The following is an 18,553-nucleotide window of genomic DNA, read 5'->3' as shown; positions in this document are numbered from 1 at the left end:
GGCGAGCCTTGCCCGTTCTATCTTAGTTGCGGGTTTCCAAAAGCAATGCGTTGCCTTCGGTTGCCAAGGTGGCCAGACGACGCTTGCCATCTTCAACGGCGTCGCGAATTTCTGCCGAATTCTTGGTCGAAGCTACACGCATCTCATTGATAATGGTGCGGCTTTTTTCCTGGAAGTTCACGACAGAGTCGACGAGCTTCTGAACGGCATCGGCGCGGATGGTAGGACCGTAACCGGCGCGGACAGCTTCTTCCTGAACCTTGTCACCGATTTCCGAGAGCGCTTCGAGGCTCTTGGACATGCCTTCCTTCATCGCGTTCAGCGTTGCAGTGGATTCGTGCAGGCCGAACATGCCGGTGAACGAAGCCGAGAGCGCGGTGAGCACGGTTTCATTGGTCGAGAAGAACGAGATCGACTGCTGATAGACACGTTCCTTGGCGTTGGTCGTCTGCATGAGACGGGCCATCACCACTTCGGACGTGTTGTAAGAAATCGTCAGATTGTCCGAGAGGTCCTTGGCAATCTGATAGCGCTTTTCTTCGTTCTGCATTTCACGCAGGCGCTCGTCGCGCGCCATCTCGAGGCGGGCGCGATCAGCAGGGGTTGCCCCGGCATAAGCGGCAAGCTCTTCGGCCGCCTTCTGCAGGATATTTTTCTTTTCTTCCAAGCGCTGTTCAGCGGTGTGCAGCACTTCGAGCGCCATAACTTCAGACTGTTTCAGCGCGCCGCGGAAATCGCGGTAGGCTTCCAAAATGGTCTGTTCGCGGTCGATCTGATCCTTGGTGTCCTTCGACACGGTCAGGTAGGTGTCGCGGATCTTGTCAAATCGGGAAGCGATGTCGCCGCGGCTAACCTTCATCCACACGTTGGAGGCGCGTTCGAGCAGGTCGATTTTATTGTCCTGCAACTGATCGACCATTTTCTTGGCGTCGTCGCGGATAGAATCGAAACCCTTGGTAATGTCTTCGTAGCGCTCACCGATCTGCATTGCGGCGACCTGCTGGCGAACAACTTCGTTAAATGCGGAGGCCTGGCTCAGGGTGCGGCCAATCAGAATGACGCGTGTTTCGTCGAGCTCGGTAATCTGAGCGAGAAGCGAGGTGATCGGCTGTTCGCCTTGCTGCTCGGGCCAAATGCCCAGATCGCGGATCGCGTTCACTGCTTTATCAAGATACTGCAAAGGCTTCTCGGTGAGCGCAGTCATCGCATTCGCCTGGGTCGCAGTGGCAGTGGTGGCTGGGTCAGTCATATCTGGCATTCCTCGCTAAGCGGGCTCGTAGGCATACCGCCGTTCACTCCTGATGGGACTCTCATACGGCAACATCAAAGCAAGACAATTGCAACGTGTGCTGGTCCCAACTATTTACCCGATATTGGTGCGAAAAAGACGCACGTAAAGAGTGCGGTTGCGGACAATTTTATCCGTGCGCCTGCCAAGCCAGCAAAAGGACGCGATTGAGATGGATTTTGGTGGTCGATATCGTATCGAAGCGGCGCGCTCGGCAGTGTGGACAGCGCTCAACAATCCAGAAGTGCTGAAGGCCGCGATTCCGGGCTGCAGCTTTATCGAATGGTCTGGTCCGTCCACGTTGGACATGGCCATCACGGTCAATCTTGGCGTGATGAAGCCCAGCTTTAAAGGCGAGCTGTCGTTGTCCAACGTCGAGGCTGCGCGCAATTACACGCTTACTGGCAAGGGTAAGGGCGGGTTCATGGGCCTAGCGGAAGGCGCCGCGGACATTTCGCTGGCCGATGATGGCGACGCCACGATCCTGCAATTTACCGCGCAGGGCGGCGCTTCAGGGCAGATTATGAAGCTTGGCAAAGCTTTGATCGGTAATTCCGCTCAAAAGATTATTGATGGATTTTTCGAGCGCTTCGCAACGGCGATGGGTGCCGAAATTACCGCCCTCACGCCGCCAACTGAAGCGCGTTAACGCGTTCTTAACCCTGCGGAAATCGAGCGGGTTTTGGACATGATTTCGCCCTGCGGTAGCAAGTAGGGGTAAAGCCCCGAGCTTCTATTGTAGATTCTGTCATGTCCACACACTCCCGCGATAGTCTCGCGCTCTATGCAATCGCCGCTTTGGCTGTGGTGGTAACGCTTTATGGCGACCTAGGACTAAGCGCGCTGTTCGAGGCAATATTGGCGCGCTGGTAATTGACGGTAGAGAATTTAAGCATTTTCAGCAATTTGCGTGAGCAAATGCCTTAAATTTGACCAGCTGGAAAAGATTCTACGAGTTTCCTATTGCTTGGAACTGGATTGCACGATTTTATCCCCTCTTAGCGCATCCATACCTGTGGCGAAGGGGCCCAGTTGGTATGCTGCACAGGGAGAAAGAACTCGATGAAAATCTCGACCCTCACCAAAGCTATCGCTGGCGGCGTTGCAATGAGCGCTCTGCTGGCCGGTGCAGCCTTCGCTGACGGCGCTCTCGTCTATGACGGCGGCGGTAAGTTCGATAAGTCGTTCAACGAAGCAGCCTATAACGGCGCTGAAAAGTTCAAGGCTGAAGGCGGCGCCTATCAGGACTTGGAAATTTCGGGCGACGCGCAGCGTGAGCAGGCCGTGCGCCAGTTCGCTTCGCGCGGCAACAACCCGATCGTGCTTCCGGGCTTCTCGTGGGAAACTGCACTGCGTGCGGTGGCTCCAGACTTCCCAGACACCAAGTTCACCATCATCGACACCGTCGTTGACCTGCCAAACGTTCAGTCTGTTGTCTTTGAAGAGCCACAGGGTTCGTACCTCGTCGGTATCTTGGCTGCGATGCAGTCCAAGAGCGGCAAGGTTGGCGTGATCCCAGCGTTCAACTTCGACCTGCTTGACGCATTTGCTTGCGGCTACGCACAGGGTGCCAAGTCGGTTAACCCAGATATCGAAGTCATCAAGACTTATGTCGGCACCGGCTTTGAAGCCTTCAACGATCCGGGCAAGGCAACCGAAGTTGCAAAGTCCCAGCTTGATCAGGGCGTAGACGTTGTCTTCCAGGTTGCTGGTGGCGCAGGCGCAGGCGTGCTGCAGGCAGCAGCTGACGCTGGCAAGTGGTCCATCGGCGTGGACAGCAACCAGAACCACCTGCATCCAGGTTCGGTTCTGACTTCGATGCTCAAGCGCGTTGACGTTGCTGCTTACAATGCCATGAAGGGCGTTGAAGACGGCACTTGGGCTCCAGGTCTGATCACTCTTGGTCTGGCTGAGGAAGGTGTTGGTGCAGCATTTGACGATAACAATGCTTCGCTGATCACTCCGGAAATGAAGGCAGCTGTCGAAAAGGCCACTGCTGATATCATCTCTGGCGCTGTTGTTGTTCACGACAGCCGTACCGACAAGACTTGCCCAGCCCTTTAAGACCTACAAGTGAGGTCAGGGCTGAGCCATGACTAATCTGAACTCTCATAATGCTCAGCGGCCCGAAAGGGCCGCTGACACCTCGCTCGCAATTGAGCTGAGCAAAATCAACAAACACTTCGGTGCGGTTCACGCGAACCGAGACATCGACTTGGCCATCAGGCGCGGTACGGTGCACGGCATCGTTGGCGAGAATGGCGCTGGCAAGTCGACACTGATGTCGATCCTATATGGCTTTTACACTGCCGACAGCGGAGAGATCCGCGTTAACGGCGTGGCCCATTCCATCACCGATAGTCGCCACGCTTTGGCGCTCGGCATTGGCATGGTGCACCAGCACTTCATGCTGGTCGATAATTTTACAGTTTTAGAGAACATCGTATTGGGGGCCGAAGACTCGGCGTTCCTCAAACCTTCGCTCAACAAGGCGCGTGACCAGCTTAAGGCGCTTGCACGCGACTATGGGCTTGAAGTTGACCCCGATGCGATTGTCGAAAATCTCTCAGTTGGGCAGCAGCAGCGCGTCGAAATTTTGAAGGCGCTGTATCGCGGCGCCGAAACGCTCATTCTCGACGAGCCGACGGGCGTGTTGACACCAGCCGAAGCGGACCATCTGTTCCGCATTCTCGAAAAGCTGCGTGCCGAAGGCAAAACCATCATTTTGATCACGCACAAGCTGCGTGAGATCATGGCCATTACCGACGAAGTCTCGGTTATGCGCCAAGGATCGATGGTCCAGACCCTCAAGACCGCTGATACCTCGCCTGAACAGCTCGCCGAGCTGATGGTGGGGCGTCGCGTCTTGCTGCGCGTCGAGAAGGGCCCGGCCAATCCGGGCAAGGTAATGCTTGAGGTGCAGAACCTCATCGTCACCGACGATTTCAAGGTTCCACGCGTCAAGAACGTCTCCTTCCAAATCCGTGCGGGCGAAATCGTCGGCATCGCGGGTGTGGCGGGTAATGGGCAATCGGAATTGCTCGAATCTATCGCCGGCATGCGCGACCAACTCGGCGGTCAGGTGCTGGTTAATGGCAAGCCGCTCTCGCTGGAAGGCGATGACGGGGCAGCGCGGGCGCGCCTCGCGGGCCTAGCGCACGTTCCTGAAGACCGTCTGCGCATGGGGCTCGTGACCCAGTTCTCCGCCTGGGAGAACGCGATTTTGGGCTATCAGAACACCTATGGTTCCGGCCTCAGCCTCGACATAAAAAAAGCACGCGAGACCGCAGAAGCTTACGTCAAGAAATTCGACGTGCGCCCGGCCGATCTTGATCTCAAGACAGCCAATTTCTCCGGCGGCAATCAGCAGAAGATTGTCCTCGCCCGTGAAATGGAGCGCGATCCGGACGTGTTGATCGTTGGTCAGCCAACGCGCGGCGTCGACATCGGCGCGATTGAGTTTATCCATAACCAGATCATCAAGATGCGCGACGCGGGTAAGGCTATCCTGCTCGTCTCGGTGGAACTGGACGAAATCCGGTCGTTGGCCGACCGTATCCTCGTGATGTTCGACGGCCATATTGTTGGCGAAGCCGATCCCGCAACAGCGGATGAAACTGAGCTTGGCTTGCTGATGACCGGCTCGCACGCCGACCAAGTGGTTAGCGAAGCGGGCAGCTTGCCCGCGCATGAGACGCCGATCCAGCAGACGCTGGTGCAGATGTCGCCAAAGAATAATACCGGTAGGGAGACCAACTGATGAACGCCTTGCCACGTTGGGCAGACGTTATGCTGCTCCCTGTTCTCAACGTCGTACTCGCCTTCCTTGTGGGCGGGCTGATCGTGCTAGCTGTGGGGCAAAATCCGCTCGAAGCCGTGCGCATCATGCTATACGGCGCTTTTGGCTACGGCTCGGGCTTTGGCTATACGCTCTACTACACGACCGACTTTATCTTTGCCGGGCTAGCGGTTTCGCTGGCCTATCACGCGGGGCTCTTTAACATCGGGCCTGAAGGGCAGGCCTATGTGGGCGGTCTCGGGGTTATCCTGATCGGTCTGGCGTTCAACGGAACGCATTGGGCGATCATGTTCCCGATGATGATCATCGCGGGGGCTATGTTTGGCGCGACTTGGGCGTTTGTGCCTGGGTATCTGCAAGCCAAGCGCGGCAGTCACATCGTTATCACGACCATCCTCTTTAACTTCATTGCTACCTCGATGATGAGCTACATCATCTCCAAGCAGTTGAAGCCTGAGGGTGTAAACTCGGACGAAAGCGCGCCGCTTGAAGCGATCACGCGCGTGCCGCAGCTGCGCACCTTCATCGAACTCTTCAAGAACTCCCCGGTCAACCTGACGTTCTTCCTCGCGCTGATCGCGCTGGTCTTCGTCTATTGGCTGATCTGGCGCACAAAGTTTGGCTATGCGGTCCGCTCGCTCGGTGCCAATCCGGTGGCTGCGTCGTACGCCGGGATTTCCAACCAGAAGCTGATCATGATCGTCATGGCCATGGCTGGCGCTTTGGCGGCAATGGTTGCGGTCAACAACGTTGGCGGGGTGCAGGGGCGTCTGATCCTCAACTTCGTCAACGGCGCGGGCTTTGTGGGTGTTGCGGTGGCCTTTATGGGGCGCGCGCATCCGATCGGGGTCGGGCTTTCGGCGCTGTTGTTCGGCATTTTGTATCAGGGCGGCCAGGAGCTGGCATTCACCATGCCGGGGATTACCCGCGAGATGATCGTCACCATTCAGGCGCTCGTTATTCTGTTTACCGGCGCGATGGGCGACATGCTGCGCGCGCCACTGGCGCGATTGCTGACGCGATCAGCGGCTCCGGCGGGAGGTAAGTGATGGATCAGTTTATCGTCGATCTAACACTCGTCCTCGACTCCACCACCCGATTGGCCGTGCCCCTGATCCTCGCCTGTTTGGCTGGGCTCTATTCAGAGCGTGCGGGGATTGTTGATATTGGCCTTGAAGGCAAGTTGCTGGCAGGCGCTTTTGCTGCGGCTGCTACAGCGGCGGTCACTGGCTCTGCTTGGCTCGGCCTGCTCGCCGGCATCGGCGCTGCGCTGGTGTTTTCGGGCATTCACGGCCTCGCCTCGATCAACTTTAAGGGCAATCAGGCGATTTCGGGCGTGGCGCTCAACTTCCTCGCTGCGGGCCTCACCACCTTCTTGGGCCAATCCTGGTTTAAGCGCGGCGGGTATACGCCTCAGCTTTCGGGCGATCAGCGTTTTAACCCCATCACCCTGCCGTTTGCGGAAGAGTTGAAGGGTGTCCCTGTTATCGGTCAGATCTACAATGAGCTGATCTCGGGCCATAACATCATCACCTATTTCGCCTTCATCGCCGTTCCGGTGACGGCGTGGGTGCTGTTCCGGACGCGATTTGGCCTGCGTCTTCGCGCCGTGGGCGAAAACCCCAAGGCGATTGATACGGCCGGGATTTCGGTGACGCGTCTGCGCTATCAGGCGCTGATCATCACGGCCGTTCTGGTGGGTATTGGCGGCGCTTATCTCTCGATTGCGCAGTCGGCTGGGTTCAACAACAATATGTCGGCGGGCCGCGGCTATATTGCTCTGGCAGCGCTGATCTTTGCCAAATGGCGTCCGGGCCCAGCTCTGCTGGTGTGCTTGATGTTCGGCTTCCTTGATGCGGTACAGTTCCGTATTCAGGGGCAGGTCTTCCCGATCATTGGCGAGGTGCCGGTGCAGGCCATTCAGGCTCTGCCCTACATCCTTACCGTCATTCTGCTCGCCGGTTTTGTCGGTCGCGCCGTGGCTCCAAAAGCTTCGGGCATTCCCTACACCAAGGAGCGCTAGCCGTAAGGCTGGCGCAATTTGCCAATGTCTCTGTCTGAAAACGATAAGGCCCTGTTCGCGGCAGCCGAAGCGGTTCGCGGCAATGCCTATGCGCCCTATTCCAACTTTCACGTTGGTGCGGCCATTCTGGCCGATGACGGCAAGATTTACTCTGGCTGCAATATCGAGAACGCCTCCTATCCGGTCGGCAATTGCGCTGAGCCTAGCGCTATTGCGGCCATGATTGCGGGCGGCGGAAAACGTATTCAGCGCATCTATGTGACGGGTCCGGGCGTTACCCCAGTGACGCCCTGCGGCGCTTGCCGCCAGCGTATTCGCGAGTTCGCTGATCTCGATGTGGAAGTGATTTCACACGGCGTTGACGGCGCGCCACTGGTGCAGACGCTGGAACAGCTGTTGCCGCATAGTTTTGGCCCGGAATTTCTGGGCCGCTAACGCATACGGACGCGTTTTGTCCGAACCAGTAGGGGGACTGCCCCTTAAGGAGGAGCTATGAGCCTCAAAGTTGTCGACGCTTCGACGTCGCATCCGGCCCACAAGCGCAACCCCGGCTTTGCTCTCGATCTCGATTGGGTCGAACGTGTTCGCATGAACCGTTCGGCACTCGAACGCCGCGCCAACTCCATCGGGGCGCGACGGACGGTGAAGAAGGATTATCAGCTCGCTTGGTTGCTCAAGGCGATCACCATGATCGACCTGACAACGCTCAACTCTGACGATACGCCAGCGCGCGTTGAGCGCCTCTGCGCTAAGGCCCGTAAGCCACTGCGCGCGGATATCGTCGAAAAGCTGGGCGTGCAAGATTTGCGTATTCTGCCCGGTGCAGTTTGCGTCTACCACACCTTTGTCAAAACCGCCGTCGAAGCGCTCGAAGGCACGGGCATTCCTGTTGCGGCGGTGTCGACCGGCTTTCCGCATGGTCTGGCTCCGGTCCACACCAAAATTGCCGAGATCGAGGCGTCCGTTAAAGACGGTGCTGAGGAAATCGACATTGTCATCGAACGTGGCATGGTTCTGCGCGGCGATTGGCAGGCGCTTTATGATCAGGTCCGCGCTTTCCGCAAGGCCTGTGGCGACGCGCATATCAAAACCATTTTGGGCACGGGCGAGCTGGCAACGCAGACCAATGTCGCCAAGGCCTCGCTCGTTTGTATGCTGGCAGGGGCTGATTTCATCAAAACCTCGACCGGCAAGGAAAAGGTCAATGCTGACCTTGTGACCTCCTTGTCGATGATCCGCATGATCCGGTGGTTTGCCGAAGAGACCGGTATTGAGATTGGCTATAAGCCTGCAGGCGGGATTTCGACCGCTGGCGACGCGCTCAAATATATGGCGTTGATGAAGGAGGAGCTGGGCAATCAATGGTTGCAACCGCACCTCTTCCGCTTTGGCGCATCAAGCCTGCTCACCGATATCGAACGTCAGCTTGAGCATGGCCTCACCGGCCATTACGCCGCCGACTACCGCCAGCCTTTGGTTTGAGGATTTTTGCACCCATGAACAAGATCGCTCAAATCTTTGAAAGCCTTGAATATGGTCCAGCGCCAGAAGGGGCGGATCAGGCCAATGCTTGGCTCGACGCCAAGGGGCGCAAATTTGGCCATTTCATCAATGGGGAATGGACTGCGCCGGGCAAAGTTTTTGCCTCGACCAACCCAGCCAATGGACAAAAGCTCGCCGATATCACTGACGGTACGGCTGACGATGTAGATGCGGCGGTGAAGGCCGCACGCAAGGCGTTCGGCGGCTGGAGCAAGCTTTCGGGCTACAAGCGCGGCAAATATCTATATGCCATCGCGCGCATGATCCAGAAGCACAGTCGCCTCTTTGCCGTGCTCGAAACCATGGACAATGGTAAGCCGATCCGTGAAAGCCGCGATGCGGATATTCCGCTGGTGGCGCGCCATTTCTATCATCACGCCGGTTGGGCCACGCACCTGGACCGCGAGTTCCCCGATCACGCGCCTTATGGTGTGTGTGGGCAGATCATTCCGTGGAATTTCCCGCTGCTGATGCTGGCGTGGAAAGTGGCCCCGGCGCTGGCGGCGGGCAATACCGTGGTCCTCAAACCAGCTGAGTTCACTTCGCTGACGGCGCTGCTCCTTGCCGATATTTGCGACCGCGTGGGCCTGCCCAAGGGTGTGGTCAATATCGTCACCGGCGAAGGCGACACGGGTGCCGCTATCGTCAATCACCCGGACGTCGATAAGATCGCCTTCACCGGCTCGACCGAGGTTGGCAAAATTATCCGCGAGGCAACGGCGGGTTCAGGCAAGGGCCTGTCGCTCGAGCTGGGCGGTAAATCGCCTTACATCGTTTTTGAAGATGCTGATCTCGACAGCGCAGTCGAGGGTCTGGTGGAAGCCATTTGGTTCAATCAGGGCCAAGTGTGTTGCGCGGGCTCGCGCCTTCTGGTGCAGGAGAGCATTGAAGAGCGCTTCATCGCCAAGCTGAAGGCGCGCATGGCAAAACTGCGGGTCGGCGATCCGCTGGATAAATCCATCGACATTGGCGCGCTGGTTGCGCCGGTACAGGTTGAGCGCATCCGCGATTTGATGAAGCGCGGCGTCGCTGAAGGCGCGGTTGTCTACGAAGCTGATGGGGCTTTGCCGGAAAAGGGCTGCTTCTTAAAACCTGCTCTGGTGACGAATGTGTCGCCTGCTAACACACTTGTTGCTGAAGAAATCTTTGGCCCCGTGCTGGTGGCGATGAGCTTCCGCACGCCGGACGAGGCAATCGCGCTGGCGAACAACACGCGCTACGGCCTGGCGGCGACGGTGTGGACTGAGAACGTCAATCTTGCGCTCGATATTGCGCCGAAGATCAGGGCCGGTGTGGTCTGGATCAATGGCACCAACCAGTTCGATGCGGCTGTTGGTTTTGGCGGCTATAAGGAATCTGGCTTTGGCCGCGAAGGCGGACGCGAAGGCATGGGTGCCTACCTCAAGCCAAACTGGGAAAAAGATCTCAAAAAAGCTCAGGCTGTTCCGGCAATTGCTGCGACTGCTGCCAAGAACCCACTTGATGGCGGGATCGACCAGACGGCCAAAATGTATATTGGCGGCAAGCAGGCGCGGCCCGATAGCGCCTACAACCGTCCCGTGCTTGGGCCGAAGGGCGAGTTGGTGGGTGAGGTCGGCGACGGCAATCGCAAGGATATTCGTAACGCGGTCGAAAAGGCGCGCGGTGCTTTGAGCTGGGGCACGACAGCGGCCCATACCCGTGCGCAAATCCTCTATTTCCTTGCTGAAAATCTCGAATACCGTCGCGATGAATTTGCGGCGCGGATCAAGGCGCAGACGGGCGTTGACGGTGGCGAAGAGGTCGATCTTTCGATCGAGCGTATTTTTGCCTTTGCGGGCTGGGCCGATAAATATGATGGGGCGGTGCACAACCCGCCGATGCGGGCTGTGGCTGCGGCCATGGTTGAGCCATTGGGCGTGATGGGCATTATCGCGCCGCCGTCGCGTCCGCTGCTTGGCTCTATCGCACTGATTGCTCCGGCTCTTGCCATGGGCAATAGCGTGGTTCTGGTGCCCTCGGAACGCTCGCCGCTTTCGATGACGGACTTCTATCAGGTGCTGGAAACCTCGGACGTGCCAGCAGGCGTCATCAACATCGTCACGGGCGATAGCGTTGCATTGGCCAAAACTTTGGCAGAACACGACGGCGTTGATGGTGTGTGGTTCGCTGGCCCTGCCGAAGGCTCGGCCATGGTCGAAAAAGCCTCGGCGGGCAATGTGAAGCAAACGTGGACGACGCGGGGCTTCGATTTTGATTGGGCTCATCCTCGCTTTGCAGGCGAGTATTTCCTAGGCAAAGCCACCCAGATCAAAAACGTCTGGATTCCCTACGGAGCGTAACAATCATGGCCGACAAGATCGAAATCGAGAATGTCGGCCAACCCGGCAAGACCTATCGGGTGGATGCCACAAAGTTCGCAGCTGTGCGTGAGGTGGTCTTGGCTGTTTTGCCGAGCCAAGCGCCGGGCATATCGGTGAGCGAACTGATCGCGGCTGTTAAGCCAAAACTGCCCCAAGACCTGTTTCCCGGTGGCGAAAAGGCCGGGTGGTGGGTCAAGGCCGTGCAGCTTGATCTTGAAGCAAAAGGAATTATCGCACTGGCAGCAAAACCGCCCGTGCGTTTGTATTTATTAGACTAGGCAGGGCGCAGCTCGGACGGCAGTTCTTCGTCGGGATCGAGCAAGAGTGCCTCGAGCAGAGCCAATATCAGAATGGCCGCGAGCATCGCGCCGCCAGTCATAACGATACGCTGCAACACCGCTTCGAGCGCGTCGACACCACCGGTGGTCGACTGCAGGATCATCACTAGCGCTGCCGAACAGGTGTACTGATAGATCAGCGGGCGCTGCTTGCCGGTCGTCATCTTATCAACGAGGTAGTAGGTGATGATTGTGCAGAGCAGCACGAGCACCGGCATCTCCGGGATCATGCTGTAAATCATTAGGACGCCAGCGGCGATGCCTGCGCCAACCACAGTGCCACCACCACGGTCGATGACCTGGTTCATCTGCGTGCCGCGCCGGGGTTCGCCACAAACGAACAGCATCATAATGACGATGGTCATCATGGTCATATCGCCGGTGGAAAATAGCCAGATCATGGCCGGAACATAGATGATCGAGCGGATCAGCAGATGTTTGCCGGCCTGGGTGCTGGCCAGCGGGGCCACCATTTCCACATGCACGGTTTTGGTCGTGGGCGGGAACAAAAGGTTCAATCCGACTACGGCGATACCCAGGGCGAGGCCGCCCATGACCATGCTGTCGCGCATGACGACGAGCACATAGTCACTCATGATCGCCGACATGGCCATCATCAGCGGGAAGACGGTGAGCATCATGCCGCCACGCGAACCGCGCATGACCATCAACGCCAAGCCACCAACGGCGAGGATGATGTTGACGATGGTGAAAACCATCGGCTCGTTGACGGTGACAGCGGCGATCCAGCTGAACACGACGCCAACGATCGGCAGAACAACAGGCGTCGCAAAGGTGCGCGGGTTCAGCGCGCCGCGCTGGTTGGACATAATGCTCATCGCCATCACCACCGGCAGCATGGGCATGGTAATGCCCAATGGCTCGGCGAGCAGCAAACAGATCATGACCGTCAGCGCGGTGCGCAGCGCCAAATAGGGATCGTCTAGCGCACTGACGCGGGGCAACTCTTCCATGGGTCGAGGCTCTTAGTTGAGGCCAGAAATGAAGCCATTGATGGTCAGGAGAGCCTGCGAGATGGCGGGGATAAAGCCACCGTTAGGATCAATCAGCACGCTGGCTTCCGAACCGATACGAATATTGGCGGGGAGTTCTGAAAGATCGTCGAGCGCAATACGCACTGGGATCTTGCGGGCAGGAGGGAACCAACGGGTGTCGGTGGTCGGCTGCGCTAGGCCATTGGCGGTCGCACGGCCCGAATTGATGCCCCAAGCGATGCTTTCCACCGTGGCAGAAAACTTCTTGCCCGGCGCCGCTTCAAAAACGACAGTCGCCTTATCGCCTGGCTCGACATTGATCAGCTGATTTTCGCGGAAGTCCGCAATAACCATCTGCGTCGCTGGGTTGATGAAGGTGAGGGCACCTGCGCCTGCGCCAACAAACTGGCCTTCGGTAAGGCTGACATTGGTCACATAGCCATGGGCTGGCGCGACAACCTTGGTATTGGCGAGAGCGAATTCAGCCTTTTCCAGGTTTGCGCGGGCGGTACGAATGTTTGGATTGGTCGCGTCAGCAGCGCCGCTCGCGGTCGTTGTGCGTTCCAAATCCGCACGTGCGGCCTGCACGGTCAGCTCAGCATTGGACTTTGCCAGTTCTGCCTGTGCCAGCTTGCTGGGCGATACCAGACCCTTAGCATGCAGCTGTTGCTGACGATCAAGCTCATCGACAGCATTGGCGAGCGCCAACTGCGCCTGATCAAGCTTTGCCTGCGAAGCGGGAATAGCGGCGGCGTTCGACGAGACCGAATTGAGCGCTTGTTCGAGCTGAGCCTTCGCCAGCTCTACATCCATGCGATAGGTGGTGTCGTCGATGGTGAACAGCGTGTCGCCTGCGCTGACCGATGCATTGTCCCGAATGGTGACTTTGGTCACTGGACCTGCAACGCGGGCTGCGATTTGAGTAACGTCTGCGGTGATCGAGCCGGCGCTGGCAAATGGTGCGTGACGATCGCTCAGCGGATACCACGCAAAGATGCCGACAAGCGCCAGCACTAAGACGAGTGCGATGCGTCCAGCCTTTTTGCGTTTCGCTTTGGCGGCAGCGACGAGTTCAGGAGAGGGTTCATCCGTGGCGACGGCCGCAGTCTCATCGGTAGAGGCTGGCGTGATGACCGAGAGGTGGGCCTTGCTATCCGCAGCAGGGGTCGAGGACGATTTCGCGGTTTCGCTGGGTGTCACAGCCTGTGCCATGGTATAGAGGTCTCCTTAACAGAGCCCGTTACATAGTGAACCTGATTTAGCTTTGCAACAAAGATACTTTGGTGCATAGCTAGAATGATGAGCGCGCATATGACAGAACCCGTCCAACTACCGATCGATGATTTGATCCGCGAACTGTCGTCGGAAATCATGCAAATCCACCGTTGGATGGCCGAACAGGCGGGTCTGAACACCACCGATCTCATGGCGCTCTATTATATCCGCAATGCGGAGGGGCAGGCGGCTCCCAAGCAATTGGCGGAAAACCTGGGGCTGACGTCCGGGGCGACGGCCATCCTTCTCAATCGATTGGAGCAGCGGGGCCTCATCCAGCGGTCGCCGCATCCGAGTGATCGGCGCGCTGTTCTTTTGTCGCTCGGGCCAGCGGCGACAGCTGAGGGCATATTGCACGTGCGCCAATATCTGCGTGAGGCGAATGCAGATGTTTTCGATACGCTTGGAGAACAAGAGCGCGGTATCGTCGTAAAGTTTCTTGGCGATATGCTCGAGAACACCCGAAAAGCCTTGCACGACCTGCGGACAAACTCCGCGTCAAAGTAGCGTCAGCACTTCGTATCCATCTGGAATACAAGAGTGCTTTGTCATAGGCTCGCCCCATGACCCTTATGCCGCAAGAAATCATTGCGCTGAAGCGCGATGGACATGAACTCGATAGTGCCGAGATCGCCGCCTTCGTTTCCGGATTTACGGGCGGGTCGGTTTCACATGCACAAGCCTCAGCTTTTGCTATGGCGGTGTATTTCCAAGGCATGACCATGGCCGAACGTGTGGCCCTCACCGTGGCGATGCGCGACAGTGGCTCTGTGCTCGATTGGTCCAATCTTGATGGCCCGGTTGCCGACAAGCATTCAACCGGCGGCGTCGGGGACAATGTTTCGCTCATGCTCGCACCCATTCTGGCGGCACTCGACATTTATGTACCGATGATCTCGGGCCGCGGTCTTGGGCATACGGGTGGGACCCTCGATAAGTTCGACGCCATTCCCGGCTATCAGACTAGCCCGGACAACGCCTTGTTTCGCAAGGTCGTGAAGAGCGTCGGTTGCGCTATTATCGGGCAGACGGCCGATCTCGCCCCTGCCGATAAGACGCTCTATTCAATTCGCGACGTGACCGGGACTGTGGAATCCATCCCCCTCATCACCGCGTCCATTCTTTCGAAAAAGCTCGCCGCAGGGCTCGGCGCCTTGGTGCTCGACGTGAAAACAGGGACGGGGGCATTTATGCCCACCCGCGAAAAATCACGCGAGCTCGCGGAAAGCCTCGTGGCGGTGGCCAATGGGGCAGGGTTGCGCACAAGTGCACTGATCACCGACATGAACGAGCCGCTGGCCAGCGCTGCCGGCAATGGGCTGGAGGTGCGCAATGCCGTGGACTTCCTCACAAAGAGCCATGTTGATCCCCGTTTACGTGACGTGACACTGGCGCTCTGCGCTGAACTGGTGCTGATGAGCGGCAAGGCGGATACCCCTGATGCTGCAACGGCGGCCGTACACCGCGTTTGGGACAGTGGTGGTGCCGCCGAAAAGTTCGGGCAGATGGTGGCAGCCCTTGGTGGGCCGATCGATTTTATTGAGAATATGGACCAGCATTTGGCGGCGGCCCCCATTGTGCGTGACGTGTTCGCAGAGGGCGAGGGCGCTATCGCGGCCATCGATACCAAGGGCGTGGGCATGGCGGTGGTAGCGCTCAAGGGCGGACGCTCGACGCCAGCCGATGTGATTGATTATCGCGTTGGTTTTGATCGTCTTGCGGGCTTGGGGCACAGTTTGGGGTCGTCAGCCCCGATTGCCCGTATTCACGCCGCCGATGAGAAGAGCGCCGCCGAAGCCGAAGCTCGATTACGCGCAGCCTATCAGCTTGGGAACGCAAACACGGCTCACCCCCTTATTGCAGAGCGGATCAATCCCTCTTAAAGCCAAGAAATTGGGTCGCCGTTGAGGAGCAGTTTATGCCCCGTGCCATAGTGTGTGTTCTGGATAGTGTTGGCATCGGTGGAGCGCCCGATGCAGCGGACTATGGTGACTTAGGAGCCAATACTCTGGGGCACATCGCGCAGTGGGCGGACGAAGGACGAGCCGACCAGCAGGGTCTGCGTTCAGGGCCTCTGCGCCTACCAAACCTTGAGGCGATGGGAATTGGCGCAGCGGTGGCTCTGTCCACCGGTGTCGCCCCACCCGGACTATCCGCACAGCCTAAAGGCGGGCGATTTGGTGTGGGGCGCGAAACCTCGAAGGGTAAAGATACCCCGTCCGGTCACTGGGAAATCGCTGGCGTCCCTGTGTCCTTTGATTGGGGATACTTCCCCCAAACTATCCCAGCCTTCCCCGATGATCTCATTGCCGAACTTTGCGCGCGGACCGGCGTTCCCGGCATTCTGGGCAACAAGCACGCCTCTGGCACCGATGTGCTGATGGAATTGGGTGAGGAACACATCCGCACCGGCATGCCGATTTGTTACACCTCTGTCGACAGCGTCTTCCAGATCGCGGCGCACGAAAGCCATTTTGGTCTTAATCGGCTTTATGATTTCTGTAAGGTCGCGTTCGAGCTAACAGAGCCGCTGCGCATAGGGCGCGTCATCGCTCGTCCATTTTTGGGCGAGAACGCCGCCGATTTTAAGCGCACGGGCAATCGTCGTGACTTTGCCTTGCAGCCCCCTGAGCCGACGCTTTTGGATCGCAATCAAGCTGCGGGCAATCACGTCTACGCTATCGGTAAGATCTCCGATATTTATGCAGGGTCTGGTGTAACCCATAAATTAAAAGGGACGGGCATCCCTGATCTCTTGAATAAAACGCTTGATGCCATGGAGATGGCGGCGGATCGGGCGTTGATCATGACCAATTTTGTCGACTTCGACAGCGAATATGGTCACCGGCGCGACGTTGCTGGATATGCTGGGGCATTAGAACTCTTTGATAGCCTGCTTCCGGAGATAATCTCTCGGATGCGGCAAGACGATCTCTTGGTCATTACTGCAGACCACGGTAATGATCCGACGTGGCCGGGCACAGATCACACACGTGAACAGGTCCCCATCCTCGTTTTTTCCCCAATCCTGCCGCCAGGTGAGATTGGAATCCGCTCCAGCTTCGCCGATATTGGCGAAACCATCGCCGCGTGGCTCGGTTTATCACCGGGACCGCATGGCAAATCCTTTTTGTGACCGCAGAGGTGATCGATAATGAGTGAAGTCGTGGGCAATGTTACCGTGATTGATCACCCGATGATCCAGCATAAGCTGACGATCATGCGGAACAAGGAAACCTCTATTGCCGGCTTCCGCCGCCTCTTGCGCGAAATAGCGCATCTCATGTGCTATGAGGTGACCCGCGACCTGCAGCTGGAAATGGTCGATATCGAGACCCCGATGACCGCGATGCAATCGCCAATGATCAAGGGCAAGAAGCTGGTCTTCGCTTCGATCCTGCGCGCTGGCAACGGCCTACTCGACGGCATGCTCGACCTGGTGCCTGCGGCACGCGTCGCCCATATCGGCATGTACCGTGACCACGAGACCCTTGAGCCGGTCGAATACTATTTTAAGGCGCCATCCAACCTTGAAGATCGTCTGATCATCGTTGTTGACCCGATGCTGGCAACGGCCAACTCGGCCACGGTTGCGATCGATAAGCTCAAAGCGCTCGGCGCCAACAATATCCGCTTCCTCTGTCTCCTGGCCGCGCCAGAAGGCATTAAGCGCTTTACCGAACACCACCCAGATGTTCCGGTCTATACCGCGTCCATCGACAGTCATCTTAACGACCAGGGCTATATCATCCCCGGTCTCGGTGATGCGGGTGACCGCATGTACGGCACACGATAAGGACGACCACTTATGGCAAAGCTCGTTCACTCGATGATCCGTGTCGTCGAAGAAGCGCGTTCCCTCGCGTTCTATGACAAGGCATTTGGTCTCAAGCTTATTGAGCGTATCGACTTCGCCGATTTCACGCTGGTCTATCTGGCAACGGCGACGGGCGAATTCGAACTGGAGCTGACCGTCAACAAGGGTCGGGCCGAACCATACGAACTCGGCACTGGCTACGGCCACTTGGCTGTGGTTGTCGACAATCTGGACGCCGAATATGCGCGCTTCATTGCTGAAGGCCTGACTGTCGGTAAGCTTGTCGACTTTAAGAACGGCGACACCCCGGTTGGCCGCTTCTTCTTCGCCACCGACCCTGATGGGTATAAGATCGAAGTTATCGAAAAGGGCGGACGCTTTAAGTAAGCGCTGCTCGACTGAGATAAGAAAGCCCCGAACCACAGTTCGGGGCTTTATGCGTTTAGAGGCCGAAAGACGGTGCGAGGAATGAAGCGATTTCCGTCACTGCAAGACGATTTTTGGCCAAGGGTCTTCCATACAATGGCGATCTCTCGCTGACTGTCCCATTCGGCTAAAAATCTTCCCCCAGGTGGATAACTCGGGACAGCGTTGCAAACGCTACTGACTCAGTCGGCTTTTTCACACTGCGACGTACGCCCAAAACCTGAATCACATCGATTTTTGTAAACTGCTCTGGACAGCAAACAGGGCTGCCCCTATAACCCGGTCATCGCTGCAGAGCACAGCGCCTCACGGCACTGAGCGACGCAGCAAACGACTGAAATCAAATGTAAATTTGAAATTGGTTTAGTGGATTTCGAAAGATTTCGGAATTCACGAAAATGGGTGTTGACGAAGCAAAAGCTTCTGACTAAAACCCACGAACGCTAACGACGCCGAGCACTTTCTGCTCCCACTGTTTAGCAGTTTCTGACAGGGCAGACGATCTGCCGGGCAGCCGGATAGATAGTTTTGTCTCTAAGAACTTCGGAAGCTCTGCTTCCAAAATGACGTGTCCGGTTTGCGCCGATGGGTCAGCTCTTTGACATTGTGAAGATTGAAGAAAGAGAAACGTGGACGGCGAGGTTCTTGCGAACGGAAGCTGGGGTTTACTCCAGTGGAAGTTATACAAGACTTCGATGGGTGCACGTT

At 57.4% G+C, this 18,553-nt stretch carries 17 protein-coding genes and 1 pseudogene; 15 read left to right on the top strand and 3 right to left on the bottom strand.

The window, feature by feature from the left end:
• Nucleotides 1-22 precede the first annotated feature (22 nt).
• Nucleotides 23-1,204 (bottom strand): cell surface protein, encoded by a 1,182-nt coding sequence (locus JHL21_RS15575; protein WP_199532586.1) that lies wholly within the window; start codon nucleotides 1,202-1,204, stop codon nucleotides 23-25.
• A gap of 202 nt (nucleotides 1,205-1,406) precedes the next feature.
• Here JHL21_RS15575 and JHL21_RS15570 point away from each other — a divergent pair, with 202 nt between their 5' ends.
• The 10 genes and pseudogenes from JHL21_RS15570 (at nucleotide 1,407) to JHL21_RS15530 (ending at nucleotide 11,272) form a co-directional block, all read left to right on the top strand.
• Complete coding sequence (locus JHL21_RS15570) at nucleotides 1,407-1,937, top strand: CoxG family protein (protein WP_200214493.1); 531 nt, start codon at nucleotides 1,407-1,409, stop codon at nucleotides 1,935-1,937.
• Between the two features lie 101 nt (nucleotides 1,938-2,038).
• Entirely contained in the window at nucleotides 2,039-2,161 is a 123-nt protein-coding gene (locus JHL21_RS17920; RefSeq protein WP_302052413.1) for a hypothetical protein, read from the top strand.
• Between the two features lie 234 nt (nucleotides 2,162-2,395).
• Nucleotides 2,396-3,352 carry a BMP family protein gene (locus JHL21_RS15565; protein ID WP_248306058.1) on the top strand — a complete coding sequence of 319 codons (957 nt, stop codon included), beginning with the start codon at nucleotides 2,396-2,398 and terminating at the stop codon, nucleotides 3,350-3,352.
• Between the two features lie 28 nt (nucleotides 3,353-3,380).
• A pseudogene (locus JHL21_RS15560) lies at nucleotides 3,381-4,931 on the top strand (ABC transporter ATP-binding protein); the annotation flags it as partial.
• 116 nt (nucleotides 4,932-5,047) lie between these two features.
• Nucleotides 5,048-6,136 (top strand): ABC transporter permease, encoded by a 1,089-nt coding sequence (locus JHL21_RS15555; RefSeq protein ID WP_169196154.1) that lies wholly within the window; start codon nucleotides 5,048-5,050, stop codon nucleotides 6,134-6,136.
• Nucleotides 6,136-7,110 carry an ABC transporter permease gene (locus JHL21_RS15550; RefSeq protein WP_169196153.1) on the top strand — a complete coding sequence of 325 codons (975 nt, stop codon included), beginning with the start codon at nucleotides 6,136-6,138 and terminating at the stop codon, nucleotides 7,108-7,110. Before JHL21_RS15555 ends, JHL21_RS15550 begins: the two co-directional genes overlap by 1 nt.
• A 30-nt stretch (nucleotides 7,111-7,140) precedes the next feature.
• Nucleotides 7,141-7,545: a cytidine deaminase gene (locus JHL21_RS15545; protein ID WP_200214696.1), complete on the top strand. Its 405-nt coding sequence runs from the start codon at nucleotides 7,141-7,143 to the stop codon at nucleotides 7,543-7,545.
• A 57-nt stretch (nucleotides 7,546-7,602) separates the two neighbouring features.
• Complete coding sequence (gene deoC, locus JHL21_RS15540) at nucleotides 7,603-8,592, top strand: deoxyribose-phosphate aldolase (RefSeq protein ID WP_182394794.1); 990 nt, start codon at nucleotides 7,603-7,605, stop codon at nucleotides 8,590-8,592.
• 14 nt (nucleotides 8,593-8,606) lie between these two features.
• Nucleotides 8,607-10,973: an aldehyde dehydrogenase family protein gene (locus JHL21_RS15535; protein WP_200214491.1), complete on the top strand. Its 2,367-nt coding sequence runs from the start codon at nucleotides 8,607-8,609 to the stop codon at nucleotides 10,971-10,973.
• Between the two features lie 5 nt (nucleotides 10,974-10,978).
• Nucleotides 10,979-11,272 carry a hypothetical protein gene (locus JHL21_RS15530; protein ID WP_200214489.1) on the top strand — a complete coding sequence of 98 codons (294 nt, stop codon included), beginning with the start codon at nucleotides 10,979-10,981 and terminating at the stop codon, nucleotides 11,270-11,272.
• On the opposite strand, the gene JHL21_RS15525 is transcribed toward JHL21_RS15530, so the two are convergent.
• Together JHL21_RS15525 and JHL21_RS15520 are read right to left on the bottom strand one after the other, a co-directional pair.
• A complete protein-coding gene (locus JHL21_RS15525; protein ID WP_200214487.1) occupies nucleotides 11,269-12,306 on the bottom strand; it encodes an FUSC family protein in 1,038 nt (345 codons plus the stop codon). The genes JHL21_RS15530 and JHL21_RS15525 overlap by 4 nt on opposite strands.
• Before the next feature lie 12 nt (nucleotides 12,307-12,318).
• Nucleotides 12,319-13,539: an HlyD family secretion protein gene (locus JHL21_RS15520; protein WP_200214485.1), complete on the bottom strand. Its 1,221-nt coding sequence runs from the start codon at nucleotides 13,537-13,539 to the stop codon at nucleotides 12,319-12,321.
• A 99-nt stretch (nucleotides 13,540-13,638) separates the two neighbouring features.
• Between JHL21_RS15520 and JHL21_RS15515 the strand changes: the two genes are divergently transcribed.
• The 5 genes from JHL21_RS15515 to JHL21_RS15495 are packed head-to-tail and all read left to right on the top strand — an operon-like array spanning nucleotide 13,639 to nucleotide 17,806.
• Nucleotides 13,639-14,109, top strand: a complete 471-nt coding sequence (locus tag JHL21_RS15515) for a MarR family winged helix-turn-helix transcriptional regulator (RefSeq protein ID WP_200214483.1) — start codon at nucleotides 13,639-13,641, stop codon at nucleotides 14,107-14,109.
• A gap of 56 nt (nucleotides 14,110-14,165) precedes the next feature.
• Nucleotides 14,166-15,485 carry a thymidine phosphorylase gene (gene deoA, locus JHL21_RS15510; RefSeq protein WP_200214481.1) on the top strand — a complete coding sequence of 440 codons (1,320 nt, stop codon included), beginning with the start codon at nucleotides 14,166-14,168 and terminating at the stop codon, nucleotides 15,483-15,485.
• A gap of 35 nt (nucleotides 15,486-15,520) precedes the next feature.
• The gene (locus JHL21_RS15505) at nucleotides 15,521-16,738 is read left to right on the top strand and encodes a phosphopentomutase (RefSeq protein WP_200214479.1); all 1,218 of its coding nucleotides are present in this window, start codon (nucleotides 15,521-15,523) and stop codon (nucleotides 16,736-16,738) included.
• Between the two features lie 30 nt (nucleotides 16,739-16,768).
• Nucleotides 16,769-17,398 (top strand): uracil phosphoribosyltransferase, encoded by a 630-nt coding sequence (gene upp, locus JHL21_RS15500; protein WP_200214694.1) that lies wholly within the window; start codon nucleotides 16,769-16,771, stop codon nucleotides 17,396-17,398.
• Nucleotides 17,399-17,410: 12 nt separating this feature from the next.
• Entirely contained in the window at nucleotides 17,411-17,806 is a 396-nt protein-coding gene (locus JHL21_RS15495) for a VOC family protein (RefSeq protein ID WP_169196144.1), read from the top strand.
• Nucleotides 17,807-18,553 lie beyond the last annotated feature (747 nt).

This window comes from Devosia sp. WQ 349K1 (genome assembly GCF_016595685.1).
Classification (GTDB): Bacteria; Pseudomonadota; Alphaproteobacteria; order Rhizobiales; family Devosiaceae; genus Devosia.
The sequence above is the reverse complement of the archived record's forward strand: the minus strand, read 5'-3'. Positions and strand labels throughout refer to the sequence as shown.